This is a genomic window from Burkholderia ambifaria AMMD (genome assembly GCF_000203915.1).
In the GTDB taxonomy this organism is placed as follows: Bacteria; Pseudomonadota; Gammaproteobacteria; order Burkholderiales; family Burkholderiaceae; genus Burkholderia; species Burkholderia ambifaria.
This window is the reverse complement of sequence record NC_008391.1, coordinates 1,565,575-1,589,899: the sequence shown is the minus strand read 5'-3', so window position 1 is coordinate 1,589,899 and position 24,325 is coordinate 1,565,575. Positions and strand designations below refer to the sequence as shown.

21 protein-coding genes are annotated in these 24,325 nt (G+C 68.9%); 8 read left to right on the top strand and 13 right to left on the bottom strand.

The window, feature by feature from the left end:
- The first annotated feature begins 27 nt into the window (after nt 1-27).
- The 3 genes from add (at nt 28) to BAMB_RS23110 (ending at nt 3,820) form a co-directional block, all read left to right on the top strand.
- Nucleotides 28-1,128 carry an adenosine deaminase gene (gene add / locus BAMB_RS23120; RefSeq protein ID WP_011659583.1) on the top strand — a complete coding sequence of 367 codons (1,101 nt, stop codon included), beginning with the start codon at nt 28-30 and terminating at the stop codon, nt 1,126-1,128.
- A 254-nt stretch (nt 1,129-1,382) separates the two neighbouring features.
- Nucleotides 1,383-1,829, top strand: a complete 447-nt coding sequence (locus tag BAMB_RS23115) for a hypothetical protein (protein ID WP_227739322.1) — start codon at nt 1,383-1,385, stop codon at nt 1,827-1,829.
- Nucleotides 1,830-1,909: 80 nt separating this feature from the next.
- The gene (locus BAMB_RS23110) at nt 1,910-3,820 is read left to right on the top strand and encodes a WG repeat-containing protein (RefSeq protein WP_011659581.1); all 1,911 of its coding nucleotides are present in this window, start codon (nt 1,910-1,912) and stop codon (nt 3,818-3,820) included.
- A gap of 21 nt (nt 3,821-3,841) precedes the next feature.
- On the opposite strand, the gene BAMB_RS23105 is transcribed toward BAMB_RS23110, so the two are convergent.
- Together BAMB_RS23105 and pdxR are read right to left on the bottom strand one after the other, a co-directional pair.
- Nucleotides 3,842-6,040 (bottom strand): penicillin-binding protein 1A, encoded by a 2,199-nt coding sequence (locus BAMB_RS23105; protein WP_041491531.1) that lies wholly within the window; start codon nt 6,038-6,040, stop codon nt 3,842-3,844.
- A 96-nt stretch (nt 6,041-6,136) separates the two neighbouring features.
- On the bottom strand, nt 6,137-7,687 hold the full coding sequence (gene pdxR / locus BAMB_RS23100) for a MocR-like pyridoxine biosynthesis transcription factor PdxR (RefSeq protein ID WP_011659579.1): 1,551 nt from the start codon (nt 7,685-7,687) through the stop codon (nt 6,137-6,139).
- Nucleotides 7,688-7,815: 128 nt separating this feature from the next.
- Between pdxR and BAMB_RS23095 the strand changes: the two genes are divergently transcribed.
- The gene (locus BAMB_RS23095) at nt 7,816-8,454 is read left to right on the top strand and encodes an FMN-binding negative transcriptional regulator (protein ID WP_011659578.1); all 639 of its coding nucleotides are present in this window, start codon (nt 7,816-7,818) and stop codon (nt 8,452-8,454) included.
- A gap of 46 nt (nt 8,455-8,500) precedes the next feature.
- Here the strand turns inward: BAMB_RS23095 and BAMB_RS23090 are convergent, their stop codons facing one another.
- Nucleotides 8,501-9,094: a thioredoxin family protein gene (locus BAMB_RS23090; RefSeq protein ID WP_011659577.1), complete on the bottom strand. Its 594-nt coding sequence runs from the start codon at nt 9,092-9,094 to the stop codon at nt 8,501-8,503.
- Between the two features lie 228 nt (nt 9,095-9,322).
- Here BAMB_RS23090 and BAMB_RS23085 point away from each other — a divergent pair, with 228 nt between their 5' ends.
- Together BAMB_RS23085 and BAMB_RS23080 are read left to right on the top strand one after the other, a co-directional pair.
- Entirely contained in the window at nt 9,323-10,063 is a 741-nt protein-coding gene (locus BAMB_RS23085) for a response regulator (RefSeq protein ID WP_006750896.1), read from the top strand.
- Entirely contained in the window at nt 10,060-11,382 is a 1,323-nt protein-coding gene (locus tag BAMB_RS23080) for an ATP-binding protein (protein WP_011659576.1), read from the top strand. The genes BAMB_RS23085 and BAMB_RS23080 overlap by 4 nt, the downstream gene beginning before the upstream one ends.
- Nucleotides 11,383-11,431: 49 nt before the next feature.
- Here the strand turns inward: BAMB_RS23080 and BAMB_RS34295 are convergent, their stop codons facing one another.
- From BAMB_RS34295 to BAMB_RS23065, 4 genes are all read right to left on the bottom strand, one after another.
- Nucleotides 11,432-11,578, bottom strand: a complete 147-nt coding sequence (locus BAMB_RS34295) for a hypothetical protein (RefSeq protein ID WP_227739320.1) — start codon at nt 11,576-11,578, stop codon at nt 11,432-11,434.
- A gap of 50 nt (nt 11,579-11,628) precedes the next feature.
- Nucleotides 11,629-12,363: a metallophosphoesterase family protein gene (locus tag BAMB_RS23075; RefSeq protein WP_011659575.1), complete on the bottom strand. Its 735-nt coding sequence runs from the start codon at nt 12,361-12,363 to the stop codon at nt 11,629-11,631.
- A 115-nt stretch (nt 12,364-12,478) separates the two neighbouring features.
- The gene (locus BAMB_RS23070) at nt 12,479-13,015 is read right to left on the bottom strand and encodes a GNAT family N-acetyltransferase (RefSeq protein WP_011659574.1); all 537 of its coding nucleotides are present in this window, start codon (nt 13,013-13,015) and stop codon (nt 12,479-12,481) included.
- A gap of 42 nt (nt 13,016-13,057) precedes the next feature.
- Nucleotides 13,058-13,690, bottom strand: coding sequence for a LysE family translocator (locus BAMB_RS23065; protein WP_011659573.1), 633 nt, complete (start codon nt 13,688-13,690; stop codon nt 13,058-13,060).
- Between the two features lie 316 nt (nt 13,691-14,006).
- On the opposite strand from BAMB_RS23065, the gene BAMB_RS23060 reads away from it, so the two are divergent.
- Both BAMB_RS23060 and BAMB_RS23055 read left to right on the top strand, forming a co-directional pair.
- Nucleotides 14,007-15,200, top strand: coding sequence for a porin (locus BAMB_RS23060; protein WP_011659571.1), 1,194 nt, complete (start codon nt 14,007-14,009; stop codon nt 15,198-15,200).
- 528 nt (nt 15,201-15,728) lie between these two features.
- Nucleotides 15,729-17,651: an SMP-30/gluconolactonase/LRE family protein gene (locus BAMB_RS23055; protein WP_011659570.1), complete on the top strand. Its 1,923-nt coding sequence runs from the start codon at nt 15,729-15,731 to the stop codon at nt 17,649-17,651.
- Between the two features lie 25 nt (nt 17,652-17,676).
- Here the strand turns inward: BAMB_RS23055 and BAMB_RS23050 are convergent, their stop codons facing one another.
- The 6 genes from BAMB_RS23050 to BAMB_RS23025 all read right to left on the bottom strand — a co-directional run bounded on the left by BAMB_RS23050 (nt 17,677) and on the right by BAMB_RS23025 (nt 24,309).
- Nucleotides 17,677-18,606 carry a c-type cytochrome gene (locus tag BAMB_RS23050; RefSeq protein WP_011659569.1) on the bottom strand — a complete coding sequence of 310 codons (930 nt, stop codon included), beginning with the start codon at nt 18,604-18,606 and terminating at the stop codon, nt 17,677-17,679.
- The gene (locus BAMB_RS23045) at nt 18,603-19,289 is read right to left on the bottom strand and encodes a c-type cytochrome (protein ID WP_011659568.1); all 687 of its coding nucleotides are present in this window, start codon (nt 19,287-19,289) and stop codon (nt 18,603-18,605) included. Before BAMB_RS23045 ends, BAMB_RS23050 begins: the two co-directional genes overlap by 4 nt.
- Nucleotides 19,290-19,335: 46 nt before the next feature.
- A complete protein-coding gene (locus BAMB_RS23040) occupies nt 19,336-20,400 on the bottom strand; it encodes a molybdate ABC transporter substrate-binding protein (RefSeq protein ID WP_011659567.1) in 1,065 nt (354 codons plus the stop codon).
- Between the two features lie 8 nt (nt 20,401-20,408).
- On the bottom strand, nt 20,409-21,200 hold the full coding sequence (gene tetH, locus BAMB_RS23035) for a thiosulfate dehydrogenase (protein ID WP_011659566.1): 792 nt from the start codon (nt 21,198-21,200) through the stop codon (nt 20,409-20,411).
- Nucleotides 21,201-21,416: 216 nt separating this feature from the next.
- Entirely contained in the window at nt 21,417-22,709 is a 1,293-nt protein-coding gene (locus tag BAMB_RS23030; RefSeq protein ID WP_011659565.1) for an MFS transporter, read from the bottom strand.
- Between the two features lie 136 nt (nt 22,710-22,845).
- Nucleotides 22,846-24,309: a mannitol dehydrogenase family protein gene (locus BAMB_RS23025; RefSeq protein ID WP_011659564.1), complete on the bottom strand. Its 1,464-nt coding sequence runs from the start codon at nt 24,307-24,309 to the stop codon at nt 22,846-22,848.
- Between the last annotated feature and the right edge of the window lie 16 nt (nt 24,310-24,325).

The window sequence follows — 24,325 nt, the reverse complement described above, 5'->3', positions numbered from 1 at the left end:
ATCGGCACTACCACAAAAGAGACACACATGAAGGGAACACCAGGCAACGTCCCGGCCGCGCGCACGGGTATCGAGATCACGGCCGCTCATCGGGCCTTCTTCCACGCGCTGCCGAAGGTCGAGCTGCATTGCCACCTGCTCGGCGCGGTGCGGCACGACACGTTCGTCGCGCTCGCGCAGCGCAGCGGCGCACCGATCGAGCGCGCGGAGATCGACGCGTTCTATGCGCGCGGCGAGAAGCCGGTCGGCGTGCTGCACGTGCTGCGCGCGCTTGATCGATACCTGCTCACGCGGCCCGACGACCTGCGGCGGATCGCATACGAGTATCTCGAGGATGCGGCCGCGCACAACGTCCGGCATGCGGAATTCTTCTGGAATCCGACGGGTACGGTGCGCGTGTCGGGCATTCCGTATGCGGATGCACAGGCCGCGATCGTGACGGGGATGCGCGATGCCGCGCGCGATTTCGGGATCGGTGCGCGCCTGATTCCGAGCATCGACCGCGAGCAGGACCCGGACGAAGCAGTCGCGATCGTCGACTGGATGAAGGCGAATCGCGCAGACGAAGTCGCGGGGATCGGGATTGACTACCGCGAGAACGACCGGCCGCCGGAGCTGTTCTGGAAGGCGTATCGCGACGCGCGTGCGGCCGGCTTCCGCACGACCGCGCATGCGGGCGAGTTCGGGATGCCGTGGCGCAACGTCGAGACGGCCGTCGATCTGCTGCACGTCGACCGCGTCGATCACGGCTATACGATCGTCGACAACCCCGAGCTCTGCGCGCGCTATGCGGAACGCGGGATCGTCTTCACGGTCGTGCCGACCAACTCGTACTACTTGCGCACGCTGCCGCCGGACCAATGGGCGGAGCGGCATCCGATGCGCAAGATGCCGGGCCTCGGGCTGAAGATCCATCCGAACACCGACGACCCGACGCTGCACAAGGTGAATCCGTCCGAGGCGTGGGAGCTGATGTTCAGCCATTTCGGCTTCACGATCGCCGACCTGAAGCAGTTCATGCTGAACGGGATCGACGGCGCGTGGGTCGACGACGACACGAAGGCCGCATGGCGCGCGGCGTGGGCGCCGGAATTCGACATGCTGGCTGATACGCTCGCGGCGGACTGAGCGCGCCCGGGCATGCTTTCCGGCCGGTCGCTCGACCGGTCGGCACTTCTTCCAGACGGCCCCGGGCCGTGCACGGGCGGAGCAGGATGCCGCGCACGCGTCCTGTCGTCTCTGCGCGCCGCGCTATGCGTGTCAGGCTGGCATACCTCGATCGCATTCGCTATATTGGCGTCCGGCAGCGCCCGAGCGTGTCGCTGCCGCCGCGCGCGCCCGCGCCGGCATTCCGACAATAATTCGATTCCGAGAGGCTCCCCGTGCGTATCCCCGTCTTCTGTCTGATGTTGTTCGTCTCGCTGTCCGCGCGAGCCGGCAGTGCTTGCGATGGGCTGCTGGGCGATTACGCGCCGGCCGCCGGCAAGCCCGCGACCCTGCGGGTGGAGAAGGCGGGCGACGGCTTCGTGCTGCGTGCACGTGATGCCGGCCGCTGGAGCGCCGAAACGGCCCCGGCGCGCGTGGCGGAGCTCGATATGGACGGTCCGGAGAAGCCGCCTGCCGACGCGTGCGTGCTCGACGTGCCGGGCGGCGAACTGATCAGGATGCCGATCGGCTCGCCCTATCAGGTCACGTCGATCACGGGCAGCAACTTCACGACGAAGCATTCGACCACGGGTGTCCTGCTGCTGATGGTGCAAGGCTTTCAGGTCGACGGCATCGAGCTCCATCCGGTCGCGCGCAGCGGCGATTCGCCGCCGGCGCCGTGAAGACGGTTGCCGCGCGCTGATGGCGAGCGGACCGGCAGGTTGCTGCACACGACGACATAACAACGAGGCGACTCCTTCCGATGGGCAATCGAGCATGGCTGTATCTGCAGGCCGGTGACGGCGATGTCGCGCGAACGATCGAGTTCGCGGAATCCAATAACCACTTCCCGCTGCTGTGGCGCGTGCTGCTCGCCGACGGCGGCGCGGGCGACGCGATTGCCGATCAGCGTGTGTTCGGCGACGCGGGCACGCCGAATCTCGTGAGCGATGCACGCGCCGCGCTGGCACGCATCAGCCGGCTCGCGGCGTTCGTCACCGCGTATCCGCTGCCGGGCGACGATCCGGCGCTTGCGCGTCAGTCCGATGCGGTCGTGCGCCATCTCGGCGAATCGATCGATGCGCTCGGCGATGCGCACGGCGCGCCGCGACTATCCGCGAACCTCGACGAACTGTCATGGTTCGACGACGGCGATCCGAACGACTACATCGACGAGGAACGCGATGCCTGCACGCGCCTGTGGTGGCGCGTCGCGAACTGCATGGACTTCCGCGACGTGCGCGGTGTGCGCGACGTACTCGAGATCGACACGCCCGCCGACTGGCGCGACTGGGCGTGGGGCTTTGGGTTCGGCGGCGTGTCGCATCATTATTTCCAGCGCCAGAATCCGCCGCGCCGCGTGACGTTTGCCGAGATGTTCGACGCCGGCGAACTGCACGGCAACTGGCTCGATCACGACACGTTCAGCTTTCGCGGACGCAACGGCCTCTGGGGCGTGCGGCGCGAAACCGACGACGCGTGGGACGTGATCGTGCCGCCCGAATGGACGAACCTGTGGGCCAGTGGCGCGCGTGACGACCGGTTGTTGTGGGCCGCACGCGACGGCAAGGTCGGCCTGCTGCTTGCCGATGGGGACGGTGAGGGCGACGGTGCCAGGATCGTGCGCGAACCGGCGTTCGATGCGGTGTGGGATTTCAGCGGCGACGTCGCCTGCGTGCGCGTCGGCGAGCGGTTCGGGCTCGTGCGCACGGACGGTGCGTGGGCGCTCGAGCCGTCGCTCGACGATTTCGGCGAGTTCACCGGCGGCGTCGTGTCGGCGAGCCTGAATGGCCGCTGGGGCTTCGTCGATGCGCGTGGCGCGTGGGCGATTCCGCCGCGCTTCGACGACGCGCACGAATTCGTGAACGGCGCCGTCGCGGCGGTAGCCGAAGGCGAGCAGTGGGGGCTGATCGGGCGCGACGGGCAATGGCACGCACGGCCCGAGTGGACGGCGCTCGAATGGTCGTCCGCGTGCGGCGCGTTCGTCGCACGGCGCGACGGTCGCGTCGGTCTCGTCGATGCGAAAGGTCGGGTGAGTGTCGAACCGCATTACGCGGAAGTCGCTCCGCTGACCGACGGTGAGCGGGCGGAGATGCTCGACGCGCTCGGCGCGATCCGCCATATCGTGCGGCGCGACGACGGGCGTTGCGCGATCGTCGACGGGCAGGGCCGCGTGCTGACGCCGTTCGACTTCGTCAACATGGGGGCGCTGACGTGGTTGCCCGACGACGAAGCCGTGCCGGGCGAGCTGTTCACGCGTTACGCGATCGGCGTCCTGCCGGGCGAGCCGGGGCAACTCGCGATCTGCGATCTCAAGACAGGCGGGACGGTCGCGCAGGGGCGCTACGACGACGTGGCCGGCCTGTTCTGGGGGGCCGATCACGGCTGGCTGGCCTGCGTGCAGGACGAGGGCGGCAACGACGTGCGGGCGACGGTGCTGCGCGCGGACGGCACCGTGCTGCATCCGGCGCGTTACACGCGGATAGGCGACGATGCGCTGTTCGACGACGATCGCGACGACAATGCACGGCATGTGACGCTGATGCCGTGGTTCGTTCGCCGTGTCGAGATCGCGCGGCGCTGGAGCATGGACGAACCGGTCGCCGCATTGCGCGACGACGGCGTGCCCGTGTGGCTGTACGCAGACGGGCACGCGACGACGACGCCTCGGTAGCCCGGCGCGCAGCTATCCCGATCAGCGAAAGAACCTCAACCAGTCGAACAGGCCCGAATGCTGCGGCGCGCGCCGCTTCGGCGCCGGTGCGCTGCGCGGCCGGAAGTCGGGCGAGAACTGCTCATGCGGATCGATCGCCCGCGCCCGCAGCGCGGCGTCGTAGAACGAACCGACGATCGGCAATGCACTGTGCGCGCCCGCGCCCCAGTAGTCGCTGCGCAGCGTCACGCTGCCGTCGTCGAAGCCGACCCATGCGCCGGCCACCAGTTGCGGATGCATCAGGATGAACCAGCCGTCCGTGTTGTCCTGCGTCGTGCCGGTCTTGCCTGCGACGTCGATGCGAATCCCGTAGCGCGAGCGAATGTCGGCACCGGTCCCGTAATCGACGACGCCGCGCATCACGTCGACCAGCGTCTGCGCGGCGGCCACCGGCAGCGCGCGTTCGGGCGGCGCGCTGCCGAATGCGGCGAGCACCTTGCCGTCGCGATCCTCGATGCGCGTGATCATCTGCGGCGCGACGTACACGCCGCGGTTCGCGATCGTCCCGTACGCGGACACCATCTCCTTCAGCGTGACGGGGCTCGTGCCGAGCGCGAGCGACGGCACCGCGTCGAGCGGGCTGTCGCGCACGCCCATCGCACGCGCGAGCTGCGCGACCCTGGCCGCGCCTTCGCGCTGCATCACCTGCGCGGTGATGCGATTGCGCGACAGCGCGAGCGCGTCGCGCAGCGTCATCGGCGCGTCGGTCGGCGGCTCCGCATCGGTCGGATGCCACACCGTGTGCGCGTCGATCGGGATCGCGACGGGGCGGTCGACGAACGTATCGCCCGGGCGCATCCCGTCCGCGAACGCGGCGCCATAGACGAACGGCTTGAAGGTCGAGCCCGGCTGACGCCGCGCCTGCGTGACGTGATCGAACGGCTCGCTGCCGAAATCGGGGCTGCCGACCCACGCGCGGATCGCGCCGTTGCGCGGATCGATCGCGACGAAGCCGGCCTGCACCTGCGTCTTGCGCTCGCACAACGTCTGCATGAACGCGCGATTCGAGGCGAGCTGCTTCAGTGCCGCCGCATCGGCGAGCCCTGCATCGCGCGCGTCGCGGTAGTCGGATGTCTGCCGGATGAAGCCGCGGAACAGGTCGTTGCGCAGCCCGCATCCGGACGGGCCGCGCCACGCGCCGTCGGCGACCGCCTGCAGCCGTTCGGTCTGCCGGGTCAGCGCCTGCGTCGCCATGTCCTGCAGCCGTGCATCGAGCGTCGTGCGCACGACGAGGCCGTCCGAGTAGAGGTCGTAGTTGTTCCGGTCGGCCCATGCGATCAGCCACTTGCGCAGCTGCACCGCGAAGTGCGGAGCCGGGCCGGGCTGTGCCGTCTGCGGCTCGAAGTCGACGCGCAGCGGCCGGCGCTGCAATCGCGCGAGCTGCTGCGGCGACAGCATGCCCATCGCCGCCATCCGCGCGAGCACGATGTTGCGGCGCTGGACCGCCCGCTCCGGGTTCAGCACCGGGTTGTAGTAGCTGTTGCCCTTCAGCATCCCGACCAGCGTCGCGCTTTCGACGATGTCGAGCTGGTCCGCCGATTTGCTGAAATAGGTGCGCGCGGCCATCTCGACGCCGAACGCGTTGTACAGGAACGGCACGGTGTTGAGATAGGTCTCGAGAATCTCGTCCTTGCTGTACACCGTCTCGATCTTGAACGCGGTGATCAGCTCCTTCATCTTGCGCGTGAGCGTCGGCGCGCGGCCGACTTCATCCGGATACAGATTGCGCGCGAGCTGCTGCGTGATCGTCGAGCCGCCCTGGCGGCTGCCCGAGAACGTATGCAGGCCGGCCGCGAGCGTGCGGCGCCAGTCGATGCCGTGATGCGCGTAGAAGCGGTGGTCCTCGGTCGCGATCAGCGCGTTGACCATGTGCGGCGAGATCTGCTTGAGCGGCACCCATTCGCGGTTGACGGGCCGGAATTCTGCGATCAGTTGGCCGTCGGCCGACAGCACGCGCGCGGGACGGTCGATGCGCGCCTTGCGGATGTCGCCGATGCTCGGCGTGAACGGTACGAACGCGAGCAGGACCAGCAGGCCGAGCAAGGGGATCGCGGCGAGCGTCAGCGCGACGCCGCGGCGCGTGGGATGGCGCAGGCGTTGCCACGCGCCGGCGCCCAGCGAGCGGGTGCCGTCACGGGAGCGAAGCCAAAGGTTGCGGAGAAACGGCACGAAGCGATTCACGGCGGCAGGAGCGCGGTCGGAAAGGCGCGATCCTAGCAAACCGCGCAACGTTGGCTGTGGCCAAAATGCCGGTTTTCCCGCAGGATTTACAGACGATTACGTTTGTTGCCCGCGGACAACCTTTGATCGCGTGCGGCGTCGCGATTCGTCGGATGAATCGGCGCCGGCCGCGTCGCCCACCACATCCGCGAGCCGCTGGGCGGCCGCTTCCATCCGCGCACGATCGAACCCGCCGAAACCGAGCACGAGGCCCGGACGCTCGGTGCCCGGCGCGAACATCGGCGACACCGCCCGCACCGCGACGCCCGCCTGCGCGGCGCGCGCCACCACGTCGAGATCGTCGATCCCTTGCGCGAGCCACAGCACCACGTGCATGCCCTGATCTCCCGGCTGCACCCATGCGCGCTCGCGTGGCAGCCGCGCGCCGAGCGTGTCGATCAGCAGCGCGCGCTGTTCCGCGTAGACGCCGCGCACGCGGCGAATGTGGCGGTCGAGATGGCCTTCCGCGATGAACGCGGCGAGCACGTGCTGATCGGCGGTCGGCGCATGGCGATCCATCAGTACGCGTGCACCGCAGAAGGCCGGCACGAGATCGTCGGGCGCGATTACGTAGCCGAGCCGCAGCGACGGAAACAGGATCTTGCTGAAGGTGCCGAGATAAACCACGCGCTCGGGGTCGAGCCCCTGCAGCGACGGAAACGGATAGCCCTCGTAGCGCAGCTCGCTGTCGTAATCGTCCTCGACCACCCATGCGCGATGTGTGCGCGCCCAGCCGAGCAGCGCGTTGCGCCGCGCCATGCTCATCGGCATCCCGAGCGGGTACTGGTGCGACGGCGTGACGAAGGCCGCGCGGGCGTCCGGTGCGATGCGGATGCCGGCCTCGACGTCGATGCCGTCCGCGTCGACCGGCACGCGCACCATCGCGTCGCGGCGCCCGGTGCTCTCGAGCAGCGCGGTGATGCCGCGATAGGCGGGATTCTCGACCCACGCGCGATCATGCGCGCCGAGCAGCACCTGGCTCGCGAGATGCAGCCCCTGTTGCGTGCCGCTCGTGATCACGACCTGATCGGCGCTGCAGCGCACCGAGCGCGAGCGGCGCACGTAATCGGCGATCGCTTCACGCAGCGGCAACGCACCTTGGGGATCCGCATAGCCGGACGGCGCACCGGCACCGCGTGCGCGCAGCCGGTTGCCGAGCCGGCGCCAGATGTCGTCGGGCGCGGTGAGCCCGACCGGCACCGAGATCGCGAACGGCGCGGCCGGCAGCGGCCGGAATTCGCGGGCGATCCGCGCGAACGTCGCGGCCGGCTCGGGCAGGCCGGCGTGCGCAGCGCGCGGGCGGGCCGCCGCTGGTTCGCCGGCCGGCGGCGGTTCGGCCAGCGCGTTCGCGACCCGCGTGCCGGCGCCGCCGCGCGACTCCAGGAAGCCTTCGGCGACGAGCTGCGCATACGCGTCGACGACGGTGCCGCGTGCAACCTCGAGCGATGCCGCGAGCAGGCGCGTGGACGGCAGCGTGTCGCCGGGCCGCACGTCGCCGCGGCGCACCGCGTCCCGCAACGCCTGCGCGAGCTGACGGCTCAGGTCGCCGGCCGCGCGGTCGAGCGCGCCGAGCGACGGGATTTCGACGATCCGGGCGGTTCTGGCCATGATTCTGGTCTGCTGAAATTGTTCGAAACCGGCTCTACAGCATAAACCAGTTAACGCTCACAATCGGCCCATGACGCGCCTGTTTCGGGCGCGTTCGTTCCTGAACCCCGTCCGACCGTGGAGCCGCCATGTATGTCCCCGCCGATTTCGCCGAATCCCGCCCCGACGCGCTGCGCGAGCTGATCGTCCAGCATCCGTTCGGCAGCCTGATCACGCACGGCAAGGGCGGGCTCGACGCGAACCACATTCCGTTCGAACTGCTGCCGGGCGACGGCGGCCTCGGCGAGCTGCAGGCGCACGTCGCGCGCGCGAATCCGGTCTGGCAGGAGGTTGCGAACGGCGACGAGGTGCTCGTGATCTTCCGCGCCGGCGATGCGTACATTTCGCCGAACTGGTACCCGAGCAAGCACGTCGCGCACCGGCAGGTGCCGACGTGGAACTACGTGGTCGTGCACGCGCACGGCCGCATCACGGTGCGCGACGACGAGAAGTTCGTGCGCGGCGTGGTCGCGCGGCTGACCCGCACGCACGAGGCGTCGCAGCCGGCGCCGTGGAAGATGGCCGACGCGCCGAAGGATTATCTCGACACGATGTTGCAGTCGATCGTCGGGCTGCAGATCGAGATCACGCGGCTCGTCGGCAAGCGCAAGCTCGGGCAGAACAAGGCGGTCGACGATATCCGCGGCGCGGGCGACGCGCTGATCGCCGGCGGGCAGCTCGCGATCGGGGAGGCGATGCTGGCGGAGGCGGACGCGAAGCTCAAGTGAGCGGCGGCGAATCGCCCGGGGCGCCTGCCGCCCCGGCCCGCGCCCGTTACTGCGTACGCATCGCGCCCTTCGTGCCTTCGCCCGCCTGGGCCTGCGCCTGCACCAGCGCCTCGCGAATCGCTGCCTCCGTCTTGTCGTACCCGCCCTCGCCATAGCGCGTATAGACGATCTTCCCGTTCGCGTCGATCAGGTACAGCGCGGGCCAGTACTGGTTGCCGTACGCGCGCCACGTGTCGTAGCGGTTGTCCTGCGCGACCGGATACTGGATGTCGAAGCGCTTGAGCGCATCGGCGACGTTCTTCGGATCGCGTTCGAACGGATACTCGGGCGTATGCACGCCGACCACGACCAGCCCCTGGTCGCGATACTTCCGGTACCAGTCGTTCACGTACGGAATCGTATGAATGCAGTTGATGCACGAGTAGGTCCAGAAATCGACCAGCACGACCTTGCCGCGCAGCTGCGCGAGCTTGAGCGGCGGGCTGTTCTGCCAGCGCTCGATGCCGGTGAAGTCGGGCGCCGGCGTGCCGGCGAGCGAGGCCGTCATGCCCGCGTCGTCGCGGGTGCCGGCGAACGCGGCGATCCCGGCCGTGGCGGCGAGCGCGATCACGAGGGCGGCAGTCTTGAGTCTGGGCAGCATGGCGGTTCTCCGGTTCGGCCGGCCGCCGCGCGATCGCGTCGGCCGGACTGGTTTCGACAGCCCTCATTGGGCCGCGCCGACGTATCTGCGATGTGTCCGGCGAGCCGCGTGCGTGCAATGTTGTGTGTCGTCGCGGCGGCGCGATACATTGGGATACAAATGCGTGCCCGCGGTGCGGTATAAAGGCGGACATCGCCAGCCGCAATCTCACGACCCCGACCCTGACTCATGGACAAGATCGACCACGTACTGATCGTCGACGACGATCGCGCGATCCGCGAACTGATCGCCGACTACCTCGAGAAGAACGGCATGCGCGTGTCGCTCGCCGCGAACGGCCGCGAGATGCGCAACGTGCTCGAGGACGGCGCGCCCGACCTGATCGTGCTCGATCTGATGCTGCCCGGCGAGGACGGCCTCACGTTGTGCCGCGATCTGCGCGCCGGCAAGTTCCGGACGGTGCCGGTGCTGATGCTGACCGCGCGCGGCGAGGAAACCGACCGCATCATCGGCCTCGAGATGGGCGCCGACGACTATCTCGCGAAGCCGTTCGCGGTGCGCGAGCTGCTGGCGCGGATCCGCTCGGTGCTGCGCCGCGCGCGCATGCTGCCGCCCGGCATGCAGGTGACTGAGACGGCCGAGATGCTCGCGTTCGGCGAATGGCGGCTCGACACGACGGGGCGTCACCTGCTCGACGCCGAAGGCACGCTGGTCGCGCTGAGCGGCGCCGAATACCGGCTGCTGCGCGTATTCCTCGACAATCCGCAGCGCGTGCTCACGCGCGACCAGTTGCTCAACCTCACGCAGGGCCGCCAGTCCGATCCGTTCGACCGGTCGATCGACCTGCTCGTGAGCCGGCTGCGCCAGCGGCTGCGCGACGGCGCGCGCGAGCCGCGCTACATCAAGACGCTGCGCAACGAGGGCTACGTGTTCTCGTCGGCGGTGACCACGGTCGAAGGCGACGCATGAGCGCGCGCACCCTGCGGCACTGGCCGCGCTCGCTGTTCGCGCGGCTCGCGCTGATCCTGTGCGTGGGCCTCGCGCTCGCGCAGACGCTGTCGTTCTGGCTCACGATGACGGAGCGCGACCAGGCGACCACCAACCTGATGATGGGCTACATCGAGCGCGAGGTCGCGAGCTCGGTCGCGCTGCTCGACCACCTGCCGGCCGCCGAGCGCGCCGCGTGGCTGCCGCGGCTCGCGCGGCGCAGCTACGCGTTCATCCTCGGGCCTGGCGAGACGGGTACGCCGTCCGAGGCGCGGCTGTCGGCGCGCGTCGAGCGGTCGATCTCGGACGGCATCGGCGGCGACTACCCGCTGACCGCGAACGCGATTCCCGGCGATCGCGAGCATCTGCAGGTGCATCTGCGCCTGACCGACGGCTCGCCGCTGACGATCGACATCCACCCGATGTCGACGGTGCCGCTGTCGGGCTGGCTGCCGGTGGTGCTCGCGCTGCAGCTCGCGGTGCTGGCCGCGTGCTGCTGGCTCGCGGTGCGGCTCGCGACGCGGCCGCTGAACCAGCTCGCGCGGGCGGCCGACGCGCTCGGCCCCGACCTGAAGGGCGAACGCCTGAACGAGAGCGGGCCGTCCGAGGTCGCGCGTGCCGCGCGGGCGTTCAACGCGATGCAGGACCGCATCGCGCAGTACATGGCCGAACGCATGCAGATCCTCGCGTCGATCTCGCACGACCTGCAGACGCCGATCACGCGCATGCGATTGCGCGTCGACGTGATGGACGACGACGCGCAGGGGGCGAAACTACGCCAGGACCTGATCGAGATGGAGCATCTGGTGAAGGAGGGCGTCGCCTATGCGCGCACGCTGCACGGCACGGATGAAGCCGCGCGCCGCATCGATCTCGATGCGCTGCTCGACAGCATCGTGTGCGACTACACGGATGCGGGGCAGGACGTCGCGCTGCACAGCGGCGGCCCGCTCGCGCTCGTCACGCGACCGAAGGCGCTGCGCCGGATCGTCGGCAACCTCGTCGACAACGCGCTGAAGTTTGCTGGCGCCGCCGAGATCGACGTGCAGGCGGCGTCGGGCGGCGGCGCGGTCATTGCGGTGCGCGATCGCGGGCCCGGCATTCCGGACGATCAGCTCGACGCGGTGTTCGAACCGTTCCGGCGCGTGGAGACGTCGCGCAATCGCGAGACGGGCGGCACGGGGCTCGGTCTCGCGATCGCGCGGCAGCTTGCGCTCGCGATGGGCGGCACGCTCACGTTGAGCAACCGGACGGATGGCGGCGGGCTTGAGGCGCGGCTGACGCTGGCGAATGCTGGGTGATGCGATGCCCGTCTGGAGCGTCGCGGGCGTCGTGTTGAGGCGGGCGGCGTCACACGCGCTGCAAATGCGTGTCGACGGCCGGATCGCGCGGCGTGTCGCCGAAGCCCGGACAGCCGACGATCCGTCGCGCCACCGGATGCGCGGGACGGCTCGCGAGCGGTGGCCAGAACGCGGTGCTGCCTGACGCAGCGCGCACGGCGGATCGGTTTGCCGGTGAACGGAGCGGGATGGAACGGCGACGATCCGTCAGCACCGGCCGGTGCGCAGCGCGACGGTCCAGTCGTCGCGACCGCGCGCTGCCGCGGTGTCGGCGGCCGTGTGCCAGTCGTATTCAACCGCGTGGAATTCGGCCTGCCAGCCGGCCGGTGTACGCGACACCATCGCGTAGCGCGCATGCGGCGAGCCCGTTTCGATCCGGTGCGGATGCGGTTGATCGTCCGTGTACGCCTGCAGCCCGACGCTGCCCGGATTGACGATCAGCCGGCCGTCGTCGAGCTTCGCGATCCGCGGGACATGCGTATGGCCGCACAGGATCAACGATGCCGGCTCGTCGCCCGCGCGCCGCGCGATTTCATCGGGCGTCGCCGCGCGGCAGCCGTCGGGCGTCACCGTTTCGAGGAAATAGACGAGGTCGCTGGCGGGCGTGCCATGCACCATCAGCACGTCGTCGTCGAGCGTCAGGCGTGCGGGCAATGCGGCGATCCACGCGCGATGGTCGTCGCGCAGCGTGTCGTGCGCCCAGCGATCGGACAGCCCCATCGTTTCGCGATCGCCGCTCAGCAGTTGCCGTTCGTGATTGCCCTTGATGGTCGGCAGGTCGAGCGCGATCAGGCGATCGGCCGTTTCGGCCGGATGGAGCGCGCCCGACACGATGTCGCCGAGGTTGACGATCAGGTCGGCGCCACGGCGGCGCACGTCGTCGAGCACCGCGTCGAGCGCGGCTAAGTTGCCGTGGATGTCGGACAGCGCGGCGATTTTCATGGCGAAGAAGTCGAGCGGGGAGCGGCGATTGTCGCCAATTCGGCGTGGCGCGTCCAATCGCGCCGGCGGCGAGTGGGCCTGCCCATCGAGCGTCGGCCATCGGTCGGCCGGCGCGTCAGTCCGTCGCGATGCGCGCGTACATCGCGAAATCGCCCGGCACGCCACGCACCATCCGGTAGGCGCGCAGCAATCCCTCGTACCGGTAGCCGCATTTCTGCAGCACCCGCGCGGAGCCGGCGTTGCTGGTCAGCACGACACCCTGGATGCGCATGAAGCCGCCTTCGGCGAACGCCCACGCCGTGACGCTCGCGCACACCGTGCTCGCGATGCCGCGCCCCCAGTGCGGCGGCGCGAGGTCGTACGCGATCTCGGCCGAGCGGTTCGCGGTGGACACCGTATGCAGCCCGACCGTGCCGGCGAGCGCGCCCGACACATCATCGACGATCGCGAGCCGGCGGATCGAATCCGGTTGGGCCGAATCGATGCCGTCGAACAGCGGCAGCAGATCGTCGCGCGAATGCAGGTTCCAGCTCGTGTGGCGGATGACCTCGGGATTCGACAGGTACGCGTACCACGCGTCGAGATCCGTGCGGTCGAGTTGCCGGAGCGACAGGCCGGGGAAGCCGGAGCGGGGGGGTGCGTCGATTTTCATCGCGTACCCGTGGCGAACGAGGCGGCGTGCATGGTGGCGCGCTCACGCGGCATGACGCCGATACAGCGCAAGCGAACCGGCCAGCGCGAGCAGCATTGCGCCGCACGTGCGTTCGAGCCACAGCGCGCCCGAGCGCTTCAGCAGCCGCACCGCACGTGCGCCGAGCAGCGCGTAGCCGAACATCACCGCGCCGTCGAGCAGCGCGAACGTGAGCGCGAGCGCGAGGTATTGCGGCGCGAGCGCCGCGGACGGATCGAGGAACTGCGGCAGGAACGCGGAAAAGAACAGATAGCCCTTCGGGTTCGTCACCGCGGTCAGGAAGCTCTTCGCGAAGATCGACGCGTTGCGTTCGCTCGCCGCGCCGCCGTGCGCAACGGCGACGTCGAGCGAGCCCTTCGACGTGAGCAGCCGGATTCCGACGTACGCGAGATAGGCGGCGCCGAGCCACTTCACCACCGAGAACCAGAACGCCGACGCCATCAGCAGCGCGCCGAGGCCGAGCGCGACCGCGACGATCAGCACGAAGTCGGACAGCATCGCGCCGGCGAAGCCGTAGGCCGCGCGGCGCACGCCGTAGCGCGAGCCGTTAGTCAGCGCGAGCAGCACGGTCGGGCCAGGCGTCGCGATCCCGACGAACGCGACGGCGGCGAAGATCAGCAGGGTCGTTTCATGCATGACGAAGACTCCCGGTGGCAGGTGCGCGCTCGATTATCGGGCGTGCCGGCCGGTGCTGTACAGGCAATGACCGCCGCGCAACCAATTATCTCGATCTCGGCAAGAAGCTGTTTTCGTTATTGCGCTATCGGGCGAAACCGGTTCCAACTACCATGGCGGCCACGGCGGGCATGCTCGCCGCGACGTGCCGCGCGCGTATCGCACGCGCGCGTTCCCGCGTGCGAACGCCGTCGGCCTCGCATGCAGGCGTATCTCGCCGGCCGCACGCGTTACTCGCATAGAACAACGGGTAGACCACCCGGAGACGCTAAAAACCATGAACAAGCAACTGATCGCAGCACCGCTGCTGCTCTCGCTCGCGGGCGTCGCATCCGCGCAAAGCTCCGTCACGCTGTACGGCATCGTCGACGCGGGCGTGACCTATCGCAGCAACGAACGGGTCGGCTCGCCGGGCGCCTACACCGGGCATTCGGAAGTCGGCCTGACCACCGGCAACCTGTCGGGCAGCCGCTGGGGCATCAAGGGTTCCGAGGATCTCGGCGGCGGAATGCGCGCGCTGTTCGTGCTCGAGAACGGTTTCGACGTGACCAACGGCACGTCGGGCCAGGGCGGCCGCCAGTTCGGCCGCCAGGCGTTCGTCGGCGTCGGCAGCACCCGCTACGGCACGGTCACGCTCGGCCGCCAGTACACGTCGCTCAACGACTTCGTGAGCCCAGTGGCTCCGTCGTCGTTCATCGGCGGGTTCGGCGCGCACCCGGGCGACATCGACGATCTCGACCAGACCGCGCGCGTCGACAGCTCGATCAAGTACACGAGCGCGAACTACGCGGGCTTCACGTTCGGCGCGCTGTACGGCTTCGGCAGCCAGCCGGGCAGCATGAAGCAGCGCAACACGTGGAGCGTCGGCGCCGCATACGCGGCAGGGCCGCTGCGCGTGGGCGTCGGCTACGAGCGCTCGGACAACAGCAAGACGGGCGCGACCGATCCGACGGCCGGCAAATGGCAGAGCACCGATGATGGGCTGTTCAACTCGTCGATCAACGAAGGCTATGCGAGCGCGCAGTCGCAGCAGGTGATCGCAACCGGCGCGACGTACAACTTCGGCCCGGCCGTCGTCGGCGTGAACTACAGCAACATTCAGTACCGCAGCGGCGCGCAGTCGCTGTTCAGCGGTCATGCGACGTTCAACGTCGCGGGCGTGTTCACGCGCTGGAACGTACAGCCGCAGACCCAGCTGTTCGTCGGCTACAGCTACACGCGCGGCAGCGACGTCGACGGCATCGACGACCGCGCGCAGTATCACAACGTCACGCTCGGCGCGGTCTACGACCTGTCGAAGCGCACCAGCGTGTACCTGCTCGGCGCGTACCAGCGTGCGTCCGGCACGACGCTCGACGCACTCGGCCGGCCGGTGGCCGCGACCGCGGCGGCGTCGGACAAGGCGAACGGCCACTCGTCCGATTCGCGATCGCAGGCAATCGTCAGCCTCGGCCTGCGTCAGAAGTTCTGACGGCACCCGCGGGACCGGCGGTCCGCGCGCGATGCGGGCCGCCGGTTGTGCGCCGGGCCCGTGTACGGCCTGCTTCCTTCAACGCGACCCGCGTCACGCTTCGCACGCGCGGGCGGCACATCTTCGTCTCCCTCTCTCCATCTTCATCGGCAACCGCAGTCCGCAGTCCGCCGCGTCCCGCCTTATTTCACTTCTTCACGATTTCCCGGCAATGCGGCATGCAGCCGAATAATATTTTTTCTCTTTCATTTTAATTTCGATTTGTAATCATGAGTCGATTTGCCGGCAATGGAAATGCAATGCGCGTGTATCAGAAAAAATGACGCATATGTTGCGTGAAATTCGGAACAAAATGCCGGTGATGATGAGTCGCCACAGCGCTATCGGGCGGGGAACCGCGGGGCGATCCCGGGTAAAAAACGTAATAAGCAACTCGTGGTGGAAATGACCGGATTTTTGCAGAAATCACCAATATTTCATACGCGCCGAACTAGAGTATCGAGTAGTGATCGTCCGGGAGCATCGTTCATGTTATCGAAACAAATTCGCGCGGCATTGCTTGGATTGTGCATGGCCGTGCTGGCGCCGGTCAGTCACGCACAGGCGCAATACACGACGGACTGGGTCGCAAACACGTTCGGCACGCTGGCCGCGCACGTTGGCAACGGCGCACGCTCGTTGTGGGTCGCGCCCGAAGGCGTGATCTATACGGCGTCGCGCTGGGACGAGAACGCCGGCGGCGTCGCGATCTACCAGAACGGGCAGACGCTCGGCACGATCGGCATCCACGACGAATTCCAGGGCGGCGCGATCACCGGCAACGCGAACTCGCTGTTCGTCGCGCTCGGCTACAACCGCACGTTCGGCAGCGGCTCGGTCGGCCGCTACAACCGCAGCACGAACCAGCGCGACTTGCGCATCCCGGTCAGCACGTGGACGGGCATCCAGTACGCGGACGTGATCACCGGCCTCGCGACGACCGGCAACCTGCTGTACGTGAGCGACTTCTACGGCAACCGCGTGCGTGTGTATACGACGGACGGCGTGTGGCAGCGCGACATCAGCGTATCGGGGCCCGGCGCGCTCGCACTCGACGCGGGGGGCAACCTGTGGGTCGCGCGCAAGAGCGCGGGTATCGTCGCGCAGTTCAGCCCGACCGGCACGGCGATGAACACGATCCAGATGGCGGCACGCGCGCGGCCCGCGTCGCTGTATTTCGATGCGCCAAGCGGACAGATGCTGGTGGGCGACGAAGGGCCCGACATGAACATCAAGGTCTACACGCTCGCCGGCCTGCCCTTGCAGATCGGTACGTTCGGCGTGCTGGGCGGCTATCTCGACACGACGTCGGGCATCAAGGGGCAGGTCGGCGACAAGCGCTTCACGCGCGTCGCGGGCATCGGCAAGGACGCGGCCGGCAACCTGTACGTGCTGAACAACGCGTGGGGCGGCGGCTGGGATCTCGGGCGCAACGGCAGCACCGACCTCCATTCGTACAGCCCCACGGGCGTGCTGCAATGGAAGCTGCAGGCGCTGAACTTCGAGGGCGCCGCCGCGCCCGACCCGGCGACCGACGGCGCGTTCTTCTACAGTGGCAACAACGTCTATACCGGTACGGCGGGCGGCACGTTCGTCGCGAACACGATCGATCCGTTCACCTATCCGAAGGACCCGCGTCTCGACATGAAGGACTACCAGCGCGGCCAGCATTTCGGCCAGCTCGCGCTGGTGAAGGGCACCCGGATGCTCGTCGCGACCGGGCAGAACCCGGGCAACTACAACATCTATCACTTCAACAGCGCGAGCGGCTATATCGCGATTCCGGACGGCTCGATCCCCGGCAAGCCGTTCAACACGACCCTGCAGGTGACGGCCGGTTTCTCGCTCGACGACAACGGCGACGTATGGGCCGGGCTCGATCGCACCAACAACATCTCGCACTATCCGATGACGGGCTTCGACGCGACCGGCAAGCCGACCTGGGGCACGCCGGTGCAGATCCAGATTCCGCGCACGGTGCTGCCGCTCACGCGGATCATCTACCAAGCCGACAGCGACACGATGATCCTCGCGCAAGGCCTCTCGGGCAGCTGGGACTGGACCGCGATGAACGGGCACATCGAGGTCTATCGCGGCTGGAAGGCCGGCAACACGACCACGCCGAACGTGGCGATCGACCTGACGAGCGCGAACCCGAAATCGATGGCGGCGGCCGGCCACTACCTGTTCGTCGGCTACGTGCACACGGTGCCGAACGTCGACGTGTTCGACCTGAACACCGGCAGTCTCGTCACGACGCTGACGAACTCGAACACGTCCGCGATGGACGTCGGCAACGACGTCGACTCGATGTACGGCATCCGCGCGTACCGGCGCTCGACCGGCGAATACGTGATCACGAAGGACAACTACAACGGGTCGAGCGTCGTCGTGTATCGTTGGCGTCCGTGATCACGCAGGCCGCGGCGCGCGCACGTCACGGCGCGCCGAGCACGTGGCCGTTCACGTCGCGCCCGTACATCGAGTCGGGCGTGTCATGGAATTTCGCGCGCGTGGCCTGCACGGAGCCGGTGAAGCGCGGGTCCTGCGGGCGCTCGTGGCTGTCCATGAAGGTCGCGACGTCCCACGCTTGCTGATCGGTCAGCGTGCCGCCGAGCCCGAGCGGCATATTGGCCTTCACGAAGCCGGCCGCGTTGCGGATGTCGCCCATCCCCGCCCCCCAGTTGAACGAGCGCGCGCCCCACAGCGCCGGAAAGACCGGCTTGTCGCCGCTCGATCGTCCCTGGCCGTCCGCGCCGTGACACAGCGCGCAGTGCTGCGTGTAGACGGCGGCGCCGCGCGCGTAGTCGGCCTTTTGCGCGGGCGGCGGCAGTTTCGGAAAACCCTGGCCGGGCAGCCTCGTGCCGACCGGCGCGCCCTTCGCGAGCCAGTACGAATAGGTTTCGAGCGCAACGAGGATCGGGTCGCCAGCCGGCGGCGCCTTGCCGTTCATGCTGTAGCGAAAGCATCCCTGCAGACGTTCGGCGAACGTGTTCACGTGGCCGTTCTTGCTGCGGTAGGCCGGGTACAGCAGGTACGCGGCCCACATCGGGCCCGCATCGGGCCGGCGGCCCGCGTCGAGGTGGCAGCTCGCGCAAGTAAGCTTGTTGCCGACGTACTTGCCCGCGTACTCGGGTGTGTGCAGGAAGATCTGCTCGCCGAGCTTCACGGTCTTGCCGAAGTCGTCGGCAGGGATCGCGGATTCGGGCGGTGGCGTGAACGGCTTCGCCGCCGCGGCTGGAAGCGGTGCCGCCGCGATGGCGGATGCGGCGGCCGGTACTTCCTGCGGCGCGGCCGCGCAGGCGAGCGCGGGCAGCCAGGCCGCGCCCACCAGCGCGCCGCGGATCAGCTTCGTGCGGTCGATCATTGTTTTTCTCCGTTGGCGGCGCCGCCGCGCGCATAGTAGGCGGCCACCGCGTCGATGTCGGCGTCGGACAGCTTGCCGGCGATCATCGGCATCAGCGCCATCGGGCCGGGTGCGCGCGCGCCGTGCTTCCAGCCGTGCAGCTGGCCCGCGAGATACGCGGCCGGCTGGCCGGCGAGCGGCGGAAACGCGGCGCCCACGCCGAGGCCGCCCGCGCCGTGGCATTGCGCGCAGGCGGGCAGGCCCTGCGACCAGCGTCCACGCGTCGCGAGCCATGCGCCGGTGTTGGCCGGATCGATCGACGTGGCGTTGGACGCCGTGACGGCCGGCGGCGCGGGCAGGCTCGCGAAATACGCGGACACCGCATCGCGCTCGTGCGGCGACAGCTGTTTCGCGAGCGGCTGCATGACCGGGTTCTGACGGCTGCCGTCCGCGAACGCGGCGAGTTGCACGGACAGGTAGCCGGCGTTCGTGCCGGCGAGACGCGGGAAGCCGGCGGCCGCGTTGCCTTCGCCCAGTGCACCGTGACAGCCGATGCAGGCGGTCACGCCCGTCGTCGTGCCCTGGGTGGCGATCGTCTTGCCGAGCGCGATGTCGTCCGCGCGGGCGTGGCCGGCCAGCAGCGCGGCCGCGGCGAGCAGCAGCGGCGCGAACCGGCGCCGCGGTAGGTCGACCGAATCGTTCACGTGTCCCCTCCTTGTTGTCTGTCTTGTTGCGCGTGCGCTCGCGTACTTAGCTCGCGTCGGGCCGGTCTTGCCGTGGCGCGACAGGCGGCGCGAGATGCGGCGTCGGCGCCGTCGCGTCGTATTGCCCGAAGCCGTAGCGCGCGAAAATCCGGAATGCGTCCGGCGACCGGATGAACGCCAGCCATGCACGCGCGGCTTCCGGATGCGGCGCGTGCTTCACCATCGCGCCCGCATAGATCGCCGTCGTATTGTGCTCGGGTGGAATGTCGATGTGCATCAGCGGATGCCCGACCTGTTCCTGGAACGCCGCTTCCGACTGCCACAGCACGCCGGCGTCCGCGCGGCCCTGCATCAGGAACAGCGCGGTTTCCCGATGATGGATGTGCGTGAGTTCGGTCGTGCCGGCGCGCACCTTGTCGTCGTAGACGGTGCGCGCGAGCGCATCGCCGCCGGCCTTCACGAGCGACGCGCGAATCTGCCGCGCGACGCCTTCGAATGCCGGGTTCGGCATCGCGAGCTGCACGTCGGGCCGCGCGAGATCGTTCAGCGACGCGATGTGCTTCGGGTTGCCGGCGCGCACCATGATCGTCAGCTGGTTCGTCACGTACGGCACGGCCGGCCCTTCGAGCGTGCCGTCCGCGATCAGCTCGTCGATCTTGCCGAGCCCCGCGAAATACGCATCGGGCTTGACCGTCCACGTCATGTTGCCCACGGTGATCGTGCCGCCCGCGTGAATCTGCTTCACGAGCAAGCCGGGCGGGATCGTTTCCCAGTAGATGCGGCCGCGGTATTCGGGATGATCGGCCTCGAACTTCGCGACGAGCGGCGCCATCGCGAAGAAGTAATTGCCGCCGACGTACAGGACGAGCTTCGGCGCGGTGAGGTCGCCATGGAAATCGGCGAGCACGTCGACCTGCGGCACCGTGAATTCGAGGCCGCGGTTCGTCGCGTCGTTGTTGCGGCCATCCTGCCACGGCGGAAAGATGCTGGCGGAAGGGGCGGCCGGTGCGGCGAGCGACAGCGCCGACGTGCAGCAGAGCGCGGCCAGCGCAGCATGCAGTGTCATGCGCCACCGGCGTTGCAACGGAGCGCGCGTGCGGATCGATGTCATGGCGCGCCTCATTTCGCGTAGGTGAAACCGGCGAGCTGCAGTTCGGGCAGCGTGCCGACCGCGCCCGGCGTGACGATCGCCGACGGAATCACATGGTTGGTCAGGTCGGCGGCGAGGGCGTCGAGCGGCAGCTTGTCCGGATTCGCGCTCGCGCGGTCGAGCCGTTCGGCGAGTTCCCAGATCGCGTTGTGGCATGACAGGAACACGACGCCGCGCTGCTCGAGCGCGGCGATGCTGTTGTCGTGCGACGAGAATGCGCCGTCGGCCAGTTCGTGGTTGTGCGCGTCTTTCGACTGTGCGAGTTTCGCGGCGAGCAGCGTGTTGGTTGGAAACGCGGCGCCCGCGAATTTAGCGAGGCCGTATTTGTCCCACGCGAACTGATCGAACAGTGCGAGATGCGCGGCGCCGTGCGTGGCCGACACGACGAGGAAGTCCGGATGACCGAACCCCCAGATCTGCGCGTTCAGCGCATTGCGCATCAGGTTCAGCCACGGGCCGCCGAGCTCGGTGTTGTCCCATACCTGCTTCGGGCCGCCGCGATAGCCGATCACTTCCATGAGCGCCGCGCGATCCCATTGATCGGGGCGCTCGACGATCATCGGCACCGTCTTGAAGTCGCGCCGTCTCGGCGTGGCTGCGAGGCGGCGGGTGAGCTCGGCGAGGTGCGTCGCGCCGCCGGCCAGCAGCGCGCCGGTTTCGGGTGTGGCCGCCTGGGCGACGCGCGCTGCGCCGAGCAGCGCGGTGCCGGCCGCGAGGCCGAGTGTCTTGAGCGCGCCGCGGCGCGCATGCCGGTCGGACATCGAACTCTCCCATGTCGTTGTTGTGGGGGGCGTGCCGCATCGCCGTGCTGCCGGCGATGCGTCGCCATCGCGTAGCCAGTCTAGGGGCGCGCGATCGATACCGGAAATCGCGATATCGGATGGGAGATATTCGAGGGACCGATGATTGACGCAAACGACAAGGCCGCGCGGCGCCGGTTCATGCGGCGCCGCGCGGCCTTCGTCAGCCGTGGAAAGTCAGTGCACGGTGCGTTCGCGCAGCACGTTCGACGGTCGCGCGTTGCGCACGAACACGCCGGCCAGCACCGCGCCCGCGAGCGCGATCGCGCCGGCCAGCACGAACGCGGACGCGAACGAGCCGCTGCGCTCGACGATGAAGCCGGTCACGGCGGGCCCGATCACGCCCGACAGGCTGCCCATGCAATGCAGGAAGCCGCTGACGCCGCCCACGCGGGCCGGATGCACGACGTCCTGCACGATCGCCCAGTAGATCGCACCCGTCACATACAGGAAGAACAGCGACACCGACATCAGTGCGACGGCGCCTTGCGTCGACTGCACGGCGCCCGCGACGGCCACGCACGCACCCGCGCCGAGCAGGCAGGTGACGAGCACGATCCGGCGCGACAGCAGCAGGTTGCCGGTGAGCCGGTACAGCGCATCCGAAATCGCGCCGCCGCACGCGAGGCCGACCGTGCCGACGAGCCAGGGCACGACGGTGGCGACGCTCATCTCCTTGATGTTCAGATGGTGCGCACGCACGAGGTAGCTCGGGAACCAGCTCAGGAAAAAGAACAGCACGTAGTTGTAGCTGAAGAACGCGGCGGCCGTCGCGATGATGCGCGGCTGGCGCACGTAGTGCGACAGCGTGTGCGCCGGCGTTGCGGCGGCCGTCGTGGGCGCGTGGGCGGGCGATGCCGCACGCGTCGCAGCACGCGCGTCCGATGCCTCGCCGACCGGCGCGGCCGGACGGTCCGACGTCGACATCATCCACACGACGACCCACGCGAGCCCGATCGCGCATACGATCCAGAAGGCCGGCCGCCAGCCGAACTGCGCGGCCAGCAGGCCGACGATCGGCCCGGCGATCGCGCCGCCGAGCGGCGAGCCGGCGCTGAGCAGGCCCATCGCGGTCGCGGCGCCGTCGCGCGGCAGCCAGTTGTTGACCATCTTGTTCGCGGCCGAGCACAGCGGCCCTTCGGCCATGCCGAACAGCAGCCGCACGATCAGCAGGCTCACGAAGCCGACGGTGAGCGCCGTCATCCCGCAGAACACCGACCACAGTCCGACCGACAGCACGTACACGAGCTTCGGCCCGAGCCGGTCGGACGCGAGCCCGCCGATGAAATTGAACAGCGCGTAGCCGATGAAGAACGTGCTGAACACGAGGCCCATCTGTGCGGCGTCGATGCCGAGATCGGTCTGCACGATCGGCGCGACGATCGATAGTGCGACGCGGTCGAGATAGTTGATCCCGTACACCAGGAACAGCAGGAACACCGTGAACCACGCCTGCGACTTCTGCTTCATTGTCTGTCTCCTTCGTGCCGGTGGGCCGGCCGTCATGTCATGTCATGTCGATCGTTCGCCGCGTCGGTATCGCCGTCGGCGGGCAGGGGTGTTGCGCGGTTCGCTTCGATCGCGGCGAACCGTGACGCGCGTTCGTTCAGCGTGCGTGCAACGGCGCGAGCAGCGCGTCGGTGCCGTGCGTGCGCAGCGTCGACAGATGCGCGCCGACACGCGCGATCAACGCATCGGGCCACACGGTCGAGCCGGTGAGCGCGCTGCTGCCGAGCGCTGCGCGAACCGCACCGGTTGCATCGCCGGCCGCCGCGAGCGTCGCGCCGAGCGCGGCCGCGCCCGGATCGTTGATCGCGAGCGACCGGCCCGACTCGTCGCGCGCGGTGGCGACGTAGTGCAGCCACAGCGCGAGCGCGCGTTCCAGATACGGACGCTCGATACCGGCCGCCGCGCTTTCCGCGAGCGCCGGCAGCCAGCGCAGCGGCACCTTCTGCGTGCCGTCCATCGCGATCTGTTCGGTGCGATGCGCGAGCGTCGGATTGCGGAAGCGCTGCACGAGCGTCACGCAATAGCCATGCGCGTCGTAACCGGACGGCACGTCGACGGTCGCGAGCAGGTCGCGCGTCATCACGCCGTCGACGAGCGCCGCGATCGCCGGATCGGCCATCGCGTCGGACACGGTCGCGCGGACGCGCAACTGCCCCGCATACGCGATCGCCGAATGCGAACCGTTCAGCAACCGCAGCTTCATCGTTTCGTAGGGACGCACGTCGCCGACGAGGTGCGCGCCGGCGTCTTCCCAGCGCGGGCGCGGGCCGGCGAAGCGATCCTCGATCACCCATTGCGAGAACGGCTCGCAGACGATCGCGGCCGCGTCGCGCGCGCCGAGATGCGCATGCGCCCAGTCGAGCGATTCGGGCGTCGCGGCCGGCACGATCCGGTCGACCATGCTGTTCGGGAACGCGACGTCGTCGCGGATGCGCCGCGCGAGCGCGCCGTCGATGCGTTCCGCATAGTCGATCAGCAGCGCGCGCAGCGTGTCGCCGTTCGACGTCATGTTGTCGCAGCACACGACGGTCAGCGGCGCATGCGCCGGCCGCCGGCGCATGCCGGCCGCGATCACGCCGAGCGCGGTGCGCGGCGCGTCGGGCGTCGCGAGATCCTGGCGAATCGCGGGATCGTCGGCATCGAGATCGCCGCCGGGGCGTCGGCAATAGCCTTTCTCGGTCACGGTCAGGCTCACGATCGACACAGCCGGATCGGCGATCAGCGCCAGTAGCGCGGGCAGCGATTCGGGCGCGAACAGCGCGCCGTGCACCGCGCCGACGATGCGCGTGCGTGCGCCGTGGCCGTCGCGTTCGGTCACCGAGTACAGGTGATCCTGCGCGGCGAGCAGGTCGACGGTATGGCGCCGGCGCAGCTCGACGCCGACGATCCCCCAGCGGAGATCGCCCTGTTCCAGCACCGTTTCCGTATGCAGCGCCTGGTGCGCGCGATGGAACGCGCCGAGGCCGAGATGGACGATGCCGGTGCGGAGCGCCCGCCGGTCATAACGGGGGCGGCGCGTGCCGGGCGGCGCGGTGCGCAGGAAATCGGGGGTGGATGACATGGTGATCAGTGGGGGT